At 68.3% G+C, this 16,733-nt stretch carries 11 protein-coding genes and 1 pseudogene; 6 read left to right on the top strand and 6 right to left on the bottom strand.

Annotation, left to right across the window (positions count from 1 at the left end; genetic code table 11):
- The 3 genes from G6N56_RS23910 to G6N56_RS23900 all read right to left on the bottom strand — a co-directional run bounded on the left by G6N56_RS23910 (position 1) and on the right by G6N56_RS23900 (position 1,516).
- The gene (locus tag G6N56_RS23910) at positions 1 to 657 is read right to left on the bottom strand and encodes a cation efflux transmembrane domain-containing protein (protein WP_085254255.1); all 657 of its coding nucleotides are present in this window, start codon (positions 655 to 657) and stop codon (positions 1 to 3) included.
- A gap of 182 nt (positions 658 to 839) precedes the next feature.
- Complete coding sequence (locus G6N56_RS23905; RefSeq protein ID WP_085254256.1) at positions 840 to 1,202, bottom strand: YbaB/EbfC family nucleoid-associated protein; 363 nt, start codon at positions 1,200 to 1,202, stop codon at positions 840 to 842.
- Positions 1,199 to 1,516 (bottom strand): hypothetical protein, encoded by a 318-nt coding sequence (locus G6N56_RS23900; protein ID WP_085254257.1) that lies wholly within the window; start codon positions 1,514 to 1,516, stop codon positions 1,199 to 1,201. The genes G6N56_RS23905 and G6N56_RS23900 overlap by 4 nt, the downstream gene beginning before the upstream one ends.
- 167 nt (positions 1,517 to 1,683) lie before the next feature.
- Here G6N56_RS23900 and eccA point away from each other — a divergent pair, with 167 nt between their 5' ends.
- From eccA to G6N56_RS23885, 3 genes and pseudogenes are all read left to right on the top strand, one after another.
- Entirely contained in the window at positions 1,684 to 3,495 is a 1,812-nt protein-coding gene (eccA, locus tag G6N56_RS23895) for a type VII secretion AAA-ATPase EccA (protein ID WP_085254258.1), read from the top strand.
- Between the two features lie 89 nt (positions 3,496 to 3,584).
- Positions 3,585 to 4,568, top strand: a pseudogene (locus tag G6N56_RS23890) (MinD/ParA family ATP-binding protein); the annotation flags it as partial.
- Between the two features lie 11 nt (positions 4,569 to 4,579).
- Positions 4,580 to 5,530 carry an alpha/beta hydrolase gene (locus tag G6N56_RS23885; RefSeq protein WP_085254259.1) on the top strand — a complete coding sequence of 317 codons (951 nt, stop codon included), beginning with the start codon at positions 4,580 to 4,582 and terminating at the stop codon, positions 5,528 to 5,530.
- Positions 5,531 to 5,585: 55 nt separating this feature from the next.
- Here the strand turns inward: G6N56_RS23885 and G6N56_RS23880 are convergent, their stop codons facing one another.
- Positions 5,586 to 6,371 (bottom strand): DUF5336 domain-containing protein, encoded by a 786-nt coding sequence (locus tag G6N56_RS23880; RefSeq protein WP_085254260.1) that lies wholly within the window; start codon positions 6,369 to 6,371, stop codon positions 5,586 to 5,588.
- A 19-nt stretch (positions 6,372 to 6,390) separates the two neighbouring features.
- Positions 6,391 to 8,079 (bottom strand): type VII secretion protein EccE, encoded by a 1,689-nt coding sequence (gene eccE, locus G6N56_RS23875; RefSeq protein ID WP_232069139.1) that lies wholly within the window; start codon positions 8,077 to 8,079, stop codon positions 6,391 to 6,393.
- A 117-nt stretch (positions 8,080 to 8,196) separates the two neighbouring features.
- Here eccE and eccB point away from each other — a divergent pair, with 117 nt between their 5' ends.
- A complete protein-coding gene (gene eccB, locus G6N56_RS23870; protein ID WP_085254293.1) occupies positions 8,197 to 9,702 on the top strand; it encodes a type VII secretion protein EccB in 1,506 nt (501 codons plus the stop codon).
- A 2-nt stretch (positions 9,703 to 9,704) separates the two neighbouring features.
- On the opposite strand, the gene eccD (G6N56_RS23865) is transcribed toward eccB, so the two are convergent.
- Positions 9,705 to 11,195 (bottom strand): type VII secretion integral membrane protein EccD, encoded by a 1,491-nt coding sequence (gene eccD, locus G6N56_RS23865; RefSeq protein ID WP_085254262.1) that lies wholly within the window; start codon positions 11,193 to 11,195, stop codon positions 9,705 to 9,707.
- An 84-nt stretch (positions 11,196 to 11,279) separates the two neighbouring features.
- Here eccD (G6N56_RS23865) and eccCa point away from each other — a divergent pair, with 84 nt between their 5' ends.
- On the top strand, positions 11,280 to 15,311 hold the full coding sequence (gene eccCa, locus G6N56_RS23860) for a type VII secretion protein EccCa (RefSeq protein WP_180150405.1): 4,032 nt from the start codon (positions 11,280 to 11,282) through the stop codon (positions 15,309 to 15,311).
- Positions 15,308 to 16,723: a type VII secretion integral membrane protein EccD gene (gene eccD / locus G6N56_RS23855; protein WP_085254264.1), complete on the top strand. Its 1,416-nt coding sequence runs from the start codon at positions 15,308 to 15,310 to the stop codon at positions 16,721 to 16,723. The genes eccCa and eccD (G6N56_RS23855) overlap by 4 nt, the downstream gene beginning before the upstream one ends.
- Positions 16,724 to 16,733: the final 10 nt, after the last annotated feature.

Below are 16,733 nucleotides of genomic sequence, written 5' to 3'. Positions count from 1 at the left end.
TCAGCAGCCGCAGCCGTGCCCGCGCCAGGCGCGGACACCCTCCCAGGCCGCGACGCCGGCGATCCCGAGACCCACCGCGGGATCGACCCACCAACCGCCCGGCCAAAACCCCGTCAGCGCAAGGGTGATCAGCACGCCGGCGGCCTGCGCGCCGCACAGGTAGTTCTGCATTCCCTCGGCCTCGGTGGCTCCCGAGTCCAGTTGCGCGCCCAGGCGGCGGTTGGCCCGGCCGAGAATTGGCATGAGCAGCAAGCCGGCGACCGTGAGCCCGATGCCGATCAGCGACGTCTCGGCGTGGTGCCGACCGGCCAGCTCGCGAACGGATTCGACCGCAATGTACGGGGCGGTCAGCCAGAACGACACCGCGACGCCCTGTTGCGCGCGCCGCTCGGCCAGCGGCGAAGCGGCCCGCGTTCCGGTGAAGCGCCACACCACCATCGCGCTCGCCAGCGCCTCGGCCGCACCGCCGAGCGCCCATCCGGTCAGTGCGACGGACCCGACGGCCATCCCCTGCCACAGGCCGACGACGCCCTCGACGAGCACCACGCCCAGGCCGATCCAGGCCAGCCGCCGCGCCCACTCGGCGCTGCGCTGCCAACCCGCGTCGCATGCCGTGGCGATGGCGCGGTCGTCGTCAATGAGGGGGAAAGTGGTCATGGGGCGAGGCTAGTGGCGGCTCGGTGCGGCCGCCGGCCGCCACACGCCGACGTAACACAACCGTGTCCGGCCACTTGCACACGGCACTCGCTGGAGCACGCCGACCCCTGGGCCAGGACCACTTGTGCTGAGCGGTCGGCAAATCCGCACGAGTCATCCCCTTACCCCGCGGGGGAAGCGGCCTACTCCGATAGGCCCGGTTCGAAGCTCGTACCGTCGCGACCCGTGAGCGGCGCCCGTTGCAGCGCAGACATTTGCTCGGTGAACTCCTTCACCAGGTAACTCTGCCGTTCGGCGGCTTGCGTCGCAGCGACTTGTGCGGTTGCGGTGATCAGGTTCGCCAGCGCGTCGGCTCCACGGCGATACGCGAAATCCGCCAGCCACAACCCCGTCATCTCCCCCGACCCGTCGACTTCGACGCTCACCGACCTGTCGCCGCTGGTGACGCGCACCGAAATACTCCGGCAAAGCTCATCCATGGCGTTGAGCAGGTCACGCTGCTTCTTGATGCGGGCCAGCAACGAATCAGCAAGTCCACCGGTCATATTGGAGTCAACCATGTGTCGGGCCGCGCATCGGGGTCGCGCCGCAGCGCCGCCTCGGCACGGGCCATGTCGTCCTCCGTGGCCAGCTTCAGCCGGCGGAGCACGGCCGGCCTCACCCCCTGCGCCATCAGGGCGCGCCGCCGCGCGACCTGCATGCGCAGCGCAGACAGTTGGCACAGCAAAACGATGTCCTTCGCCAATTGCGCTGGGGACTTGGATAACTCACGCTTATCAATCCGGAGCGCAACCGGCAGCCCACGCTCGGTCGTACGTACCGCCAGCCCGCCGTTACGCGCGACCGATGACCCGTCCATGTGATTACTTTCGCCGAACGATAGCGCAGACGCTTGAAAACCTCTGGCCCACAGCTTAGTACAATCGCAGGCGACCCGGCAGTGTCCGTCTGTCCCGCAAACGCGGGCGTTCACGTGTCGGCCGTTGCACGAACCTGGCCCGATTGGCTGGGAGTTAGGGGCCACTGATGAGTGGTGACAACAGAAACGCGCAGCGTGTATTCGACGCGGGAGTGCTCTCCCTCGGGATCCAGATCGACGGGTTGGAGGTGGAACGCGACATCGGCTACGCCGTAAAAGCATTCCAGCGGGCAACCGAATACGACCCGGACATGTGTGACGCGTGGCTCGGTCGCGCGGCCGCCGGCGAAACCACCGCGGAGGTGATTCACCACCTGCACCGCACCAGCGCGTTATTGGGGCGCGAGCAACGCCGGCTGGGCCTGGCCCCGCGGGCGCTGTGTGGTCGTTTCGAGACGGGCCTTTACGTCGACTACACGTTGAGCTCGGCCACCGAAATCAAACTGGCCTACGTGGCCAGCCTGATCCAGGGCAAGGATTACGACGAGGCCGAGGAGACCCTCGACGAGCTCGCCGCCGCGCGAGCCGCTACGCCCGATCCGGCCACCGACGAGGTGCGGGCCTACATGCGTGGCATCCTGCACTTCACCACCCAGCGGTGGCCGGATGTGCTGGCGGCACTGGCTCATTCCGCCGCGTTCGCCGACGAGTACCTGGCCGCGGGGGCACACCTCATGGTGGGATCGGCGTGTGCGCAGATGGGGCTGTTCGGCGAGGGCCTCCGCCGGCTCGACCAAGCGCTCGAGGGCCCGATCCCGGCGGCGCGCCGCGCCGCCGAGTTCTGCAAGGGTCTGACGTTGCGGGAAATGGGCAACGAGGCCGAAGCGCGGAAGATCTTCGAGCGGACCTACAGCGAAGAGCCCGGCTTCGAGGCCAATTACGCGGCCCTCAAAGATCCCAAATATCGACTTGTCATCACGACTAATGAAGCGATCGAAGCCCGGACCAATCGATGGGATCCGGCCAGCTCGCCGACGTCAGCCGACCTGGACGCCGAAAGCCTGACCGAACGCGGTAACGAACACCTGCGGGCTGCACAACAGGAGCTCGACCGCCAGGTCGGTCTCGCCGATGTCAAATTGCAAGTGGCAAAACTGCGTTCCGCGGCGCGCCTGGCGAAGATGCGTGAGGACAAGGGGCTCAGCACCGGTTCGCGCAGCCTGCACTTGGCGTTCACCGGCCCGCCAGGAACCGGTAAGACGACGATCGCGCGGGTAGTCGCCAAGACTTACTGCGGCCTCGGCCTGCTGGAGTCACTCAACGTCGTCGAGGCGAAACGGCAGGACTTCGTCGGTCAACACCTGGGCAGCACCGCGATCAAGACCAGCGCGTTGATCGACACCGCCATGGGCGGGGTGCTTTTCATCGACGAGGCCTACACGCTGATTCAAACCGGCCTGTCGGGCGGCGACGCCTTCGGGCGCGAGGCGGTCGATACGCTGCTTGCGCGGATGGAAAACGACCGTGACCGCCTGGTGGTGATCATCGCCGGCTACGACGCGGAGATCGACCGCTTCCTCGCGTCCAACGAGGGCCTCTCGTCGCGATTCACCAAGCGGATTCGGTTCCCCTCCTACAGCCCGACCGAGCTGGGCGACATCGGCCGCCTGATCGCCAAGTCACGCGACTCCGAACTGTCACCCGACGCATACGACGAGCTGGTGAACGTGTGCACGCGGCTGTGCGCCGAGGAGTCCACCGACCATGACGGAAACGTCCGGAAGAGCATCGATTTGGCCGGCAATGGGCGCTTCGTACGCAACGTGATCGAGGCGGCCGAAGAGGAGCGCGCCTACCGGCTCACCGAGGGCCTCGACTCGGGCCTGCCCAGCCTGGATGAGGACGACCTGGTGCGCATCGAAGGAAGCGACGTGAAAGCGGCGCTGGCCGGCATTCTGCAGACGCTGAATTTGAACTAGCAATCGCTGGAGATCGTGTGACATACCGTGACCACACCGACGGGGCCGGCGTGACCGATCGATTCGCGACCGGTGGGCCCGCCGGTTCACCGCTCAGGACGCACTTCACCAGCGCGACGCCCGACGACTCGTCCCGCCAACACGCCATGAGCGGGCCCGCCGCCGACGAACTCGGCCTGATCCGCCCGACGAAGCCCGCGCCGCGGCACGGTTGGCGAAAAACGCTGCATCGCATGACCGCCGGCACGGTGAACCTGGGCGAGTCCCGTGCCGAAGAGAACTTCCGGATCTTGGCCGACCGCGCCAACCAACCGGTGCGGGGTTCGTACAGCATCGCGGTGCTCTCCCTCAAGGGTGGCGTCGGCAAGACCACGACGACCGTTGGATTGGGGGCGACCTTCGCGTCGTTGCGGGGAGACCGGGTGATCGCCGTCGACGCCAACCCCGATTTCGGGACCCTCGCCCAGCGAGGGCCGAACGAGACCCCGTCGACGGTGCGCGACCTGCTCACCGACGGGGACCTCCTTCGATACCCGGACATGCGGCGCCACACCTCGCAAAGCCCCAGCCGTCTGGAGTTCCTGGCCTCCGAGCGGGATCCGGCGGTCTCGGAAGCGTTTTCCGAGGACGATTATCGCGCCGTGCACCGAATACTGGACCGCTTCTACAACATCATCCTCATTGACTGTGGCACGGGCATGACGCATTCGGTCATGCGCGGCGTCCTCGACACCGCCGACGCGCTGATCGTGGTCGCCGCACCGGCGATCGACTCCGCCCGAAGCGCGCTGGCCACACTGGATTGGCTGCAGCATCACGGCTACGCGAACTTGGTGCCCGACGCCAGGGTGGTCTTGAGTTCGGCCCGCCCCGGTGTGATGCCGATCGACCTGGACAAGCTGACACAGCATTTCCGCTCGCGCGTGCGTTCCCTCTTCGTCATCTCCTACGATCAGCACCTCGGCGAGGGCGGCGAGATCTCCTTGGACCTGATGAAACGCAGAACTCGAGTGGAGTACCTGGAGTTGGCCGCTTCGGTGGCCGACGGATTCGGCCGGAAGAATAACCCGTAAGGCGATGCGACATGGACTATTTGCTCGACCCGGAGCTAGCCGCGGTGGCGGGGGCCCTGCCTAAGGTGGACCTCGCCGACCTTGCCTCCGCGCGCGAGACCGAACGGTTGCTGTTCACTCAGCTGCCGAAATATCAAGCGGGGACACCACTCACCGTTCAGGACGTCGTCGTCGGGGAGCACCATGGGGCGGAAGTGCCGGTCCGAATCTACGCGCCCGCTAGTCGGTCGGCCCCCGGGCCCGCGCTGCTGTACCTGCACGCTGGCGCCTACGTGATGGGCGGGCTGCCCGCCGCGGACGTCACCGCTCCAATGCTCGTCGAACAGGCCGGCGTCACCGTCGTGGCCGTCGATTACCGGCTGGCACCCGAGCATCCCTACCCCGCGGGCCTGGACGACAGCTACGCGGCCCTGCAGTGGGTCGCCGAGCGCGGCAAAGAATTCGGCATCGATCCCGACCGCATCGGTGTGTTGGGCGAGAGCGCGGGAGGCGGCCTTGCGGCGGCGCTGGCAATGCTGACCCGAGACCGCCAGGGTCCCCGGTTGACGGCTCAGATCCTCGATGCACCCACTGTCGACGATCGCCTGGATACCCCTTCGATGACGACGCTCGTCGATACACCCTCATGGCAATCCGTCAATTCCCCGCCCACCTGGCGCTATTACCTGCAAGGCACCGCGGAACCGGGCAGCGCCGAGGTCCCGCTCTATGCCGCACCGGCCCGCGCCACGGTCGACGACCTGGCCGGGCTTCCGCCCGCGTTCGTCACCGCCTACCAAGTCGATCCGACACGCGACGAGGGCCTCGACTACGCGCGCATGCTCATCCAGGCCGGGGTGCCCACCGAGGTCCACCACTATTCCAACGCGTTTCACATGGCCCACATCGTTCCGGGGACCACCATCGGGGCACGGATGATGGCGGATCGAATTGCGGCGATCCGGCGAATGCTGGACGTATGAGACGACGAGACCAGTCGTATCGGCCGCGTCCGCAAGCCTCTTGGCGCCCGACAGGCTAGGGGCCGGTGGGTTCCACGGTGCCCTTGCCCGGGTTCTGCCGGTAAGCACGGTACGGGTCGGGTTCGGGTGCGCCGCGGTTCGCGCCGGGCATGCCGGGATCGGTCGGTGGTCCCGCAAAGCGGGCACCGCTCGACCCGCGCGATTGCTGAGGCGGGGTGCCTACACCATGCTGGGCGTATCTGGCCTGCAGTTCCGCGAATGATTCCGCGGCGCCCGCCTCTGCGGCGTGGGCGTTCGTGCTGGCCCGTTCCTGTGCCGTCGCGTGTCCGGTGGCGGCATACGACTCCGCGGGCGACTGCTGGTACTGCGCCGCATACGCCTGATACATCTGGACCATGCGTGCGTACGCCGAATAGTCCGGTGCGACAGCGCCGCCGGCCGACCGAAAGACCCTGGCCTCGCGCAAAAGCGCGCCCACCGCGGAGAGGGCCTGCAGCGCAGTGAGCGCCATGACGACGGTCAGCGCCCAGTGGGGATTTCCGGCCCTGACCCAGCTGAGCAGGGCGTCGGAGAATCCGGTGACCGCCAGCGCGACGACGAGCCAGCCACGGCTGGGCTGGCGCCTTAACAGGCCCACCGCCGCCACGGTTGCGGCCAGCACGCCGAGCCGCACCGGGAAATCGGGGGCGACCGGTGAGCCGACACTGACCGCCAAGATCACCGGCCCCAAGAACGCGACGGCGATCCACAATGCCCGACCCACCCGGTCCGCCGTGTCGCCGAAGGCGGAGCCCGCCGGTGAATTTTCCGAATAAGCCGCGCGTCCCGACCAGTCGGTCATCGAAGACCCTTTCGTCTCGTCAGTCGGCCATGTCGAACGATGATCTGATGTAACGCATCTCATCATCGGTGGCCACCATGGTCACGACGGCCGACTCCGACCGGGTTTCCACGCGCACCAGGTCCCGATCGTGGTCGAGCAATTGCAATGTCACATCGGCATTCTCGGTGGGTCGGGCATGCGATGGTCTGACCACCATCGTTGTCACCGCGTCCCGGACTCTCCGCTCGGTCGCCCCGTCGAACAGTTCCACCGCATAATGGGTAGTCTGGTCGGGCAGAGCGGCTTCCGCGTTGTGGCCGTTGATATTCAGCAGTTCGTGATCGGCGATCTGCCCGACCATCGCTTGCCACGCGACGGGCCGGCCGGTGTGGACCCGGACCCGGGCGCCCAGCGCGATGGAGCGCAGCACGACCTGCTGGGCCAAATGCAACGTGCCACACAGTTCGACTCGTCGCACCCGCGGACCGAAGAGCGGCAGTGCCACCGCCCGCCCGAGCTCGTCGGCTCCGATCAGCTGGCCGCATCCGCAGGCCGGCACCGCGAGAGCCCCGATCGAGTCAGGTCCGTCGCCGAACACCCACTGCGGCAACGGCCGTCGCGGCAACGGCACCGGCAGGGTCGACATCAACGCGGCGTGCTGCCTGCCGGGCAGCTCCCCGAGGCCGTCCAGCCGGGTTCGGACGGGTCCGAACGTCTCGAACCGGACCAGGCCACGAAGCTTGATGCGGCCGGCGCGCCCCTCGCGGCGCAGCGAGACGCAAACCGTCGTCGCCTGAGTCGGCACGGTCCACAACTGTCCCAGCCCCGCCGCGGTGAACATCGACGGCCGCAGAAAGCACGTGCGCAGTTCGAACCGGCCCCTGCGGCACGCCGGCCAGGTCTCCTGCAGGTCGTGCGGGTCAAGACCAGCGCACAATTCGTCTGTGAGCGTCGCGATCTCGGCCTTCGTCAGGATGCGCGGCCGCAGGCCCGCCTCGACCAGCCGGTTGGCTACCCGGCTGGTGGCCGTCGCGGCGGTCCGGATCACACCGCCCCACCCCCCGCCCCGGTGGCGGACGGCATCGGGACACCGGGTCGGATCCAAGCGGATCACCACGCAAACCGTGCGCGCGGCGATCGCCGGCAGCGGTCCCAGCACGGCGTCGTAGACCGCGCCGATGGCGTTGTGGCTCGGGGAGCGAACACCGCGGCTGATCACATCGATGGAATCCAGCGAGATGTCGAATTGGTGCAGGCAATCGGCGAGCAGGCGCAGCGAAATCGTCTCTCCCGAGACCAAGGCGCCGGGTTCCATGACCGTCATCGCCTGCGGATTCTGTTCGATTCGGACCACAGACATCACGACTTCTCCGTCCCAATGGAAACCCATCGGAGCGCCCTCGGGTGGCTCGGTGTCGAACGCGTCGAATCGCCGCGGCCGGCGGCGACGCTTGTCATGCCAGAAACCGAGCCGCCCCACCGCGCGGTGCGATAACGACCCCCCTCGGATGGGAACCAGTAGCACCAGCGCAACCGCCAAACCGATTGCGGCGCCGTACCACCCCGGCCGGTGCTCCAGCGCCCCACCGGCGATACCCAGTGCGACGAGGGTTTGCGCCGCCAGCAGGGCCGACATCGGCAGCGCGCGCTGCGGGAGGATCGCCGTCGTCGCCGACAGCTCATCCGCTCGGGCACGGTCCGCGCGAGTAGCGCTACGAATGGTCACCTGCAGCCATCCTTGGTCCGGCCGACGAGTGAAATGGGTTCGGCGGCAGTGCCTGTCGTGGAGGGGTAGGCTCGTCCTCGACTTCTTGTCCTTCCTCGAGCCTTGATGGGGGCCGCGATGCCGGCGCAAGTGACGACGCGCGCGCAGGTCAACGGGTATCGGCTCCTGGTCCGCCGGCTGGAGCACGCGTTGATCCGCGCCGACTCGCGGATGATCCACGACCCGATGCGCGGACAGGTGCGCGCGCTCCTGGTCGGCCTCATCGTCGCCGTCCTCATCTGTGGCGGCGCCGGGGTCCTGGCATTCTTTCGGCCGGCCCCGAATTTCGGGGATTCGACAATCATGCTCAGCAAATCAAACGGCACACTGTTCGTGCGCATCGGTGACCGTCTGCATCCCGTCCTCAACCTCGCGTCCGCCCGGCTGATCGTCGGAAAGAGCGATTCCCCAAAGCAAGTCGACGACAAGTTCCTTAACACCGTTCCGTTAGGCCCGGCGGTCGGGATCGTCGGGGCCCCCAGCAGTATCCACGGCGCGGCGGACCCGGCCGTTTCGTCATGGACGGTGTGTGATTCCACACAGCTTGCCTCCGCCACCGAGCAGACCCGTACGCCGGTCGTCGAAACCACGGTGCTGGCCAACCAGCCTGTGCTGGGTGAGGGCATTCGCGAGGCCTCGCCCGAGCAGATGATCCTCACCAAAGCCGGGGGTTCCACATACCTTGTATACAACGGGGTGCGGGCCGCCATCGACCCGGCCGACCCGACCCTGTACAACGCACTGCACCTGAACGACAGCGAAATTCGAGATGTCTCACCGGGGTTGCTGAACTCGTTCCCGCTGGTCGATCCGATCGTGCCGATCACCATCCAGGGGGTGGGCGAGCAGGCCGGCTATCTGCCCGACACCTACCGGGTGGGCACGATCGTCAAAGCGGTCGATTCTCGGGGTGAGCAGCTCTACGTGGTGCTGCGCGAGGGACTGCAACCGATCTCCGCGGCCGCCGCGGACATCATTCGGTACGGCAACCAGGAGCCCGCCGCCGCGGCGCCGGTCGCGGTCTCCCCGGCGTTGGTCAGCGCGGCGCCCGTCGTCCACAGCTTGCGGGTCGACCGCTACCCGGTGACCCCGACGCGCTTCGTCCACGCCGATCCTGACCGGGTGGTGTGTATGTCCTGGCAGCGCAACGACTCCGGGGCCGGCCCGACCACCCGCATGCTGGTGGGCAATCGCCTCCCGTTGCCCGAGGATGCGCAACCGGTGCGCCTGGCCACCGCGGACGGCGGGGGTCCCGGCCTGGACAGCGCCTACCTTCGGCCGGGGACCGGTGAATACGTGCGCGCCACCGGTGACGAGCCCGACAGCCGGAACATGGGGCCCTTGTTCTATGTCGACGACGTGGGGGTGCGTTTCCACGTCGCGGACGAGGCCTCCGCGGCAGCCCTCGGGTTGGAGGGGATCAAAGCGGCGGGTGGCTCCGGCGAACAGCCTCGACCCGCGCCATGGCACGTGCTGGCGCTACTGCCGCCGGGGCCGGAGCTGTCCGCGCAGGCGGCGCTGGTCGCCCACGACGGAATAGCCGCCGACGCGAAGGGTTTCAAAGTCACACCGCCAAGGGGCTGAACTCAGATCCGCAGTTCGCGGAAGAACGTGTACAACCGAATGATCGAGCACGCCAGCGGGAAGATCGTCCCGATCGCAACGTACTCCTGGACCTCGACCCAGCGTCGCAGCACCGGCGAGAACTCGACCTGGGGCGCCACCAACCCACAGACCACCATCAGCAGGCTCAGGGCGACCAGGGCAACGGCTGCATTGACCTGCCACCCGTCCACGAAGGTGGCGGTTTTGACGATGAGGGCCAGCGCGATCAGCAAGCCACCGCCGATCAACACGGCGGACTGCACCAGATCGTGGTGGCTACGCCCCCGCAAACACAGCACCACCGCAACGGCGACGTCGAACAACGTTCCCTGCCAGAAGAATCCGCCACCGACGTCCAGCGCACAGTAACAGCCGACGACGGCCAGGATCGCGGCCGCCGTCACAATCCCGGTCAGGTGGTCCCTGGCCCGCCGGACCTGTTCGGCCACCCCTTCCTCGGTCGGGATGACCTGCTTGCCGATGGCGTTGACGCCGTCGACCGCTGTCCCGCCCTGGGTTTCGATATCGTCGAGCGGCTCACCGGCGGTCGGAACGCGCGGCACGGGGAGCCTGGAGAGCAGGATTGTCGCCCGCGGCGCGAGGTACACGACGATGACCGCCGCCGTGGCCAGCAGCGCCCCCACCGAGCGCGGATCCGGGTGTAAGAGCAGCTGCGCGAGCGCGGCCGGCGTGCCCAACACGCCCAGCGCAACAACGGCGCTGTACAGCGGCCGGCCCCGCCGCGAGGTCAGCAGCCCCAGCAGCGCCACCAGAGCCGTAAGCGCCAAGGCGACGGGCATCGCGTCCAATCCGTGTGCGCCCGGGACCGCAGACCAAGAACCCCCGAAGATCAAGAGCAGCGCGATGCCGGCGACCCACGCGCTGCCGTCCGCGTCCCCGGAACGCGGTGAGCCGAGGAATGCTACGACGACACAGCCGATTCCGGCCAGCAATACCGCCACGGCCGGTATCGGCATGCCGAGGACCGAGGGCGCGCCGACCCCCAGGCGAAGCAGGAACACGGTCGCCACGGAGAGCGCCGCCCCCACCCCGAAACGAGCCGCCGTCCGGCCGTGCTTGGCGGCCCAGCGGTCGTCGGCGGATTCGGCCATGCCTTCGACGTCGTCGACCAAAGGCGTCGGGCTGGGCCGGCCGGTTAGCCGCACCAGCAGGAGCTCGCCGTCGTAGACGCCGGCGTCGCTCAACGACCGATCCGGGTCCAGGACCTCGCCGGTGAGCCGTGACAACGTCCATTTCCCTTCGGCCTCATCGAATTTGACGCGCGGTTCGCGCCGCACGGTAAGCTGGTCGTCGGCCAACCGGATGACGTCACCGACGATCGCCGCGACGCTGGCGTTGTCGGGCGCACCCACGTCCAGCAGCAGCCGGCCGACCACCACGGTGATCCGGCTCAACCCTTGTTCGTCGTCGAATGCGGGGTCCGGGTCGGCCAACGGCAGCGCTACCGCCATCGCGCGCGGCCTGCCATGTGGGACATGGTGGAAACACTACCTGGGGCTCGTGACGCCGGTCGGGCGTCGGCACGGGAGGCAAGCTTGGCTAGGCAAGGTTTCGTCCGCCGCCTGCGCGTCGCGCCGCCGCGGATGCCCGGAGGAGAGGTTGCGCTCCAGTCACCGCCGGAGGTGCCCCGCGTCATTCCGGGCAATCTGCTGACCAAGCTGATGCCGCTGATGATGGTCGTCGCCAGCGTCGGCATGATCGCGCTGATGATCACGGTGGGCGGTCGCGACGTCACCCGTAACCCGACGTTCCTGATCTTTCCCATGATGATGGTGATGTCGATGGCGGGCATGTTCATGGGAGGCGGCGCCGGCAGGGGGGGCAAGGCCGCCGCCGAACTCGACGAGGAGCGCAAGGATTTCTTCACCTACCTGTCCGGGCTGCGTGAGGATGCCGAAGCAACCGGTGGCGCCCAGCGCGCCGCGTTGGAGTGGAGCCACCCCGATCCGCGGACCCTCATCGACATAGCCGGCACGCGTCGCATGTGGGAACGTCGGCCCACCGACCACGATTTCTGTCACGTTCGTGTCGGAGTCGGCACTCACCGGCTGGCCACCCGGCTGATGGCGCCCGAGACCGGCCCGCCGGAGGACCTGGAGCCGGTGTCCACCAACGCCCTGCGGCGCTTCGTCAGCACGCATTCGGTGGTTCATTCCCTGCCGACTGCGGTGTCGCTGCGCGCGTTCCCGACGGTCAGCCTGCAAGGCGACCGGGAGCTCGGCCGACAGTTGGTGCGTTCGATGCTCTTGGAGTTGTGCACCTTCCACGGTCCGGATCACCTGCACGTCGCGGTGGTGACCGCCGACCCGGACGATGCCAACTGGAGCTGGGTGAAGTGGTTGCCGCAAGCACAGCACGCGACCGCGCGAGATGGTTGCGGCAGCATGCGGCTGCTCTTCCCGTCGCTGGAGCTGCTGGAGAACTCACTGGCCTCGGACCTGGCGGAACGCGGCCGATTCAGCCGAAATGCCGCGCCGGGCCAGGGTGTTCGCCAGCTGGTCGTCGTCATCGACGACGGCCGCGTCACGGGCGACGAGAGGCTGGTCACCGACGCCGGCCTGGACAGCGTCACCGTCCTGGACCTCAACGGCCCGCGCGAGGGTGCAGCCGCCCGGCGCGGGCTGCAATTGGTCGTGGAGGACGACGACGTCGGTGCGCGCACGGCCGCGGGCACCGAACGCTTTGCCACGCCGGATCGGATCACGCTCGCGGAAGCCGAGGCCACCGCGCGCGCGTTCAGCCGTTACCAGCTGGGCGGCGCCGCCCACATCGTCAACTTGGAATCGGATGCCCGCGCAACCGATCCCGGCTTGATGGCGTTGCTGAACATTCCCGACGCCGCCACGATCGTCCCCGAGGAGGTGTGGCGCCAGCCCGGCCCGCGCAATCGCCTCCGGGTGCCTGTCGGCTACACGCCCGCCGGTCAGCCGCTCGAATTGGACATCAAGGAGTCCGCCGAGGGCGGCATGGGCCCACACGGCCTGTGCATCGGTGCCACCGGCTCGGGCAAGTCGGAATTCCTGCGCACCCTGGTGCTGGCCATGATCACGTCACACTCGCCGGAGGTCCTGAATCTGGTCTTGGTGGACTTCAAGGGCGGGGCAACGTTTCTCGGGCTCGACGGTGTCCCGCACATCGCCGCAATCATTACCAACCTCGAAGACGAGCTCACGATGGTCGACCGGATGCGCGATGCTTTGGCCGGGGAAATGAACCGCCGCCAGGAGCTGCTGCGTTCGGCAGGCTTTCCCAACGTGACCGAGTACCAGCGGGCCAGAGCCAACGGGGCTGAGCTGGACCCACTGCCCGCCCTGTTCATCGTGGTGGACGAGTTCTCCGAACTGCTTTCGCAAAAGCCCGATTTCGCCGAACTGTTCGTCATGATCGGAAGGCTCGGCCGGTCACTGCACATTCATTTGCTGCTGGCGTCGCAACGCCTCGAGGAGGGCAAGCTGCGGGGGCTCGACTCACACTTGTCTTACCGGGTGGGCCTCAAGACGTTCTCGGCCGGCGAGTCTCGCAGCGTGCTCGGTGTGCCGGACGCCTACCATTTGCCGAGCGTCCCCGGCTCGGCGTTCCTCAAATGCGACGCCGACGAACCGATTCGGTTCAACTCCTCCTACGTGTCGGGTGAGTACGTCAGCCCCCGGCTGACGTCCCGGACCGGGCGGACGTCGCTGCTGGGCGCCCGGGCGCCGAAGCTGTTCACCGCGACGCCGGTCGACAAGGATGCCGCGCCGGCCGCACCGATCGAGAACGCCACCGACGCGGCCGATGCGGAAACTTCGTCGGCGCCCACCAAGACCACTTTGCTCGACGTCGTGGTGGACAGGCTGCGCGGGCACGGGCGTCCCGCTCACGAAGTGTGGCTGCCCCCACTGGAAGCGAGCCCGGCGGTCAACGTGCTGCTGCCCAATCCGAGGTGGAGCGATCCGGCGAACCGCAACGGACGGCTCTGGCTGCCGATCGGAGTGGTGGACCGGCCCTACGACCAGCGCCGCGACTCCCTGGTGATCGACCTGTCCGGTGCGCAGGGCAACGTCGCGGTCGTCGGCGGACCGCAGTCGGGCAAGTCGACGGCGATCCGCACCATCATCATGGCCGCCGCCGCCACCCACACCCCCGAGCAACTGCAGTTCTACTGCCTCGACTTCGGTGGGGGGACCCTGGGCAGCCTGGTGAATCTGCCGCACGTCGGCAGCGTCGCAGGACGCATGGACGCCGACCGCATCCGCCGTACCGTCGCCGAGGTCAGCGGGCTGCTGCGCGAGCGCGAGCTGCGATTCAGGGATCTTGGAATCGAGTCGATGCGCGACTTCCGGCAGCGCAAGGCGCAGCTGGCCGGGATGCCGCCGGACGACGCGGCCCGGGACCCGTTGAACCAGGACAAGTTCGGCGACGTGGTTCTGGTGGTCGATGGTTGGGCCACCATCAAAAGCGACTTCGAAATGTTGGAACCAGCATTGCAGGCTATTGCGATCCAGGGGCTCTCGTACGGCATTCACCTGGCTGTCACCGCCAGCCGTTGGATGGAGATCCGTCCGGCCGTCAAGGACATGCTGGGCACGCGTGTCGAGCTGCGGATGGGTGACCCCGTCGACAGCGACATCGGCCGCAAATGGGCCGAACTCGTTCCCGTCGGCCGCCCGGGCCGCGGAATGAGCCCGGAGCGTCTGCACATCCTGATCGGGTTGCCCCGCCTCGACTCCAGTTCCGACGTCGAGGACCTGCCCGCCGGCGTCTCCGGTGCCTGCGCCGAGGTCCGCCAGGCCTACGGCGAGAGGCAGGCACCGCGGGTGCGGATGCTGCCCCACAGCATCGACCGTCTCGCTGTCGTGGATGCCGCGCGCCACGCCGGTGCACTGGACGGGAAGGCGAAGGTGGCCATCGGCATCAACGAAACGGAATTGGCGCCCGTGGTCCTCGATTTCGACGCCCAGCCGCACCTGGTCGTGTTCGGTGACGGCGAATGCGGTAAGACCGGTTTGCTGCGCAACATCGCCGAGGGCCTGATGGAGAAGACCTCGCCGCGGGACTGCAAGATCGTCCTGGTCGACTTCCGGCGCACTTTGCTGGGAGTCGTCGACGACGAGCACCTCGGCGGCTATGCGACGTCCGCTCAGTCGTGCGCCGAACTGATGGCGGCGCTGGCGGGTTCCATGAAAGACCGGCTGCCCCCGGCCGACATCACCCAGCAACAGCTCAGAGAGCGCTCGTGGTGGCACGGCCCGGACGTGTACGTGCTGATCGACGACTACGACCTCATCCCGGGTGGTTCGCTCAATCATCCCCTGGGTCCGCTGGTCGAATACCTGCCGCAGGCAAGGGACATCGGATTGCGCGTGGTGGTCGCCCGCCGAATCGGCGGCGCCGCGCGCGCCATGATGGATCCGATCGTCGGGCGCCTGAAGGACCTGTCCTGCAACGCCCTGGTGATGAGCGGCACCAAGGAGGAAGGCGCGCTGTTCGGCTACAAGGCCCAGCCCATGCCGCCGGGGCGCGGCATGCTCGTGTCCCGGACGATCAGAAGCGACGTCGTCCAGCTGTCGCGAATGCCGGACGTATGACCGGAACTCGCGAGACCGAGGAGGCCGCGCGGGTCTCGCCGGCGCCCCCACAGGTGCGATTGTCGTTGCTGGCCAGCCGCACTCAGGTGGACGTGTCGCTGCCGCTCGATGTGCCGCTCGCATGGTTGACCCCGGAGCTGGTCAAACTGGCTCGGGTGCGTGAGGCCGCGGACGCCCAACCGGCGGACGAGCCGCCGAAGGAGGCCAACCGCACCGTGTGGGTGCTGAGCCGGCACGGCGGCGACACGCGGCTGGCACCCGACGCCACGCTGCGCGAGGCCGGAGTGGAAGAGGGCGAGCTGCTGCGGCTGACCGCGCAACCGGCGCTGTCGGCGCCGACGCTCTTCGACGACGTGGTGGATGCCGCCGCGCGTCTGAACAAGGCCGGCTACGCGGGTTGGGACGGCGTCGCGGCCCGCTGGATGACATTCGGCGGCGTGTACGGCGCCACGGCGGTGTGGGTGTATTTCCTGCTGGCACCGGCGTTCACCGCGAATCGCCCCGCGCTGCTCGGGCTGTCCGCGGTGGCGGCACTGGGGCTTGCGGGAGTGGCCGCGATGGCCCAGCGCTCATATGGCCGGTCGGATGTCGGCGCCGCGCTGGGATGGGCGGTGATTCCCGTCGTGGCCGCGATCGCCTGGGTGACGTCGCACGCGTGGGGTGGTTACGCCGTGGCCGCCGGATGTGTCGCCGTCGCAACCATTTCGGTCGCGCTGTGCTACGGCATCGGCACCGGACGCTGGGGTTACCTGACCGCCGGAGTAATCGCGATCCTCACCGGGCTCGCGGTGGCGGTGCACACCGCGGGGATCCCGGCCCCGGTGGTGGGTGTCGGTCTGGCTGTCATAGGCACGCTCGGGTGCCGCGCGGTTCCGCCGGCGCGGTTCACGCGTCGCGGTCCCCGGCCCTCCGCCGAACCCACCGACGAACCCAACGGCGCCCCGGGGGAGGATCTTTTTGCCCGCGTGCGCTCGGATGACCTGACCCGCGCGGCGTTTCGTGCAGGCCTGGCGTTCAGCGCGGGGCTCGGAGCGCTGGCCGCCCTCGCGCCGCACTGGCCGGTGCAGCCGGTGAACTGGCCCGGACTGGCCTTCGCGCTGGGGTGCGCGGTGACGCTGGGACTTTACGCGCTCGAGCCGGTCACCGCGGTGGAACGCGCCGCGGTGACCGTGCCCGCGGCCGCTCTCGCGGTGACCAGTTGCGCACTGGCGCAGGGCGGTAGCCAGCCGTTGCGCCTGGCGGCGTTCGGGCTGCTGCTGGCGACCACCACCGCGATCGCCGTGGCGGGGTCGGCCCGCGTGCGCGGCCGGCTGGCAACCGCGGCGGCGTATTGCAGCTACCTGAGCACCGCGGCGCTGATCCCGCTGGCGCTGTGGGTAGCGGGGGCCTACCCGCGACTGGGCATCTCGTGACGCGCTGGGC

This window comes from Mycobacterium saskatchewanense, from assembly GCF_010729105.1.
Classification (GTDB): Bacteria; Actinomycetota; Actinomycetes; order Mycobacteriales; family Mycobacteriaceae; genus Mycobacterium; species Mycobacterium saskatchewanense.
Note: the sequence above shows the minus strand (reverse complement) of the source record. Positions and strands in the feature narration are given on the sequence as shown.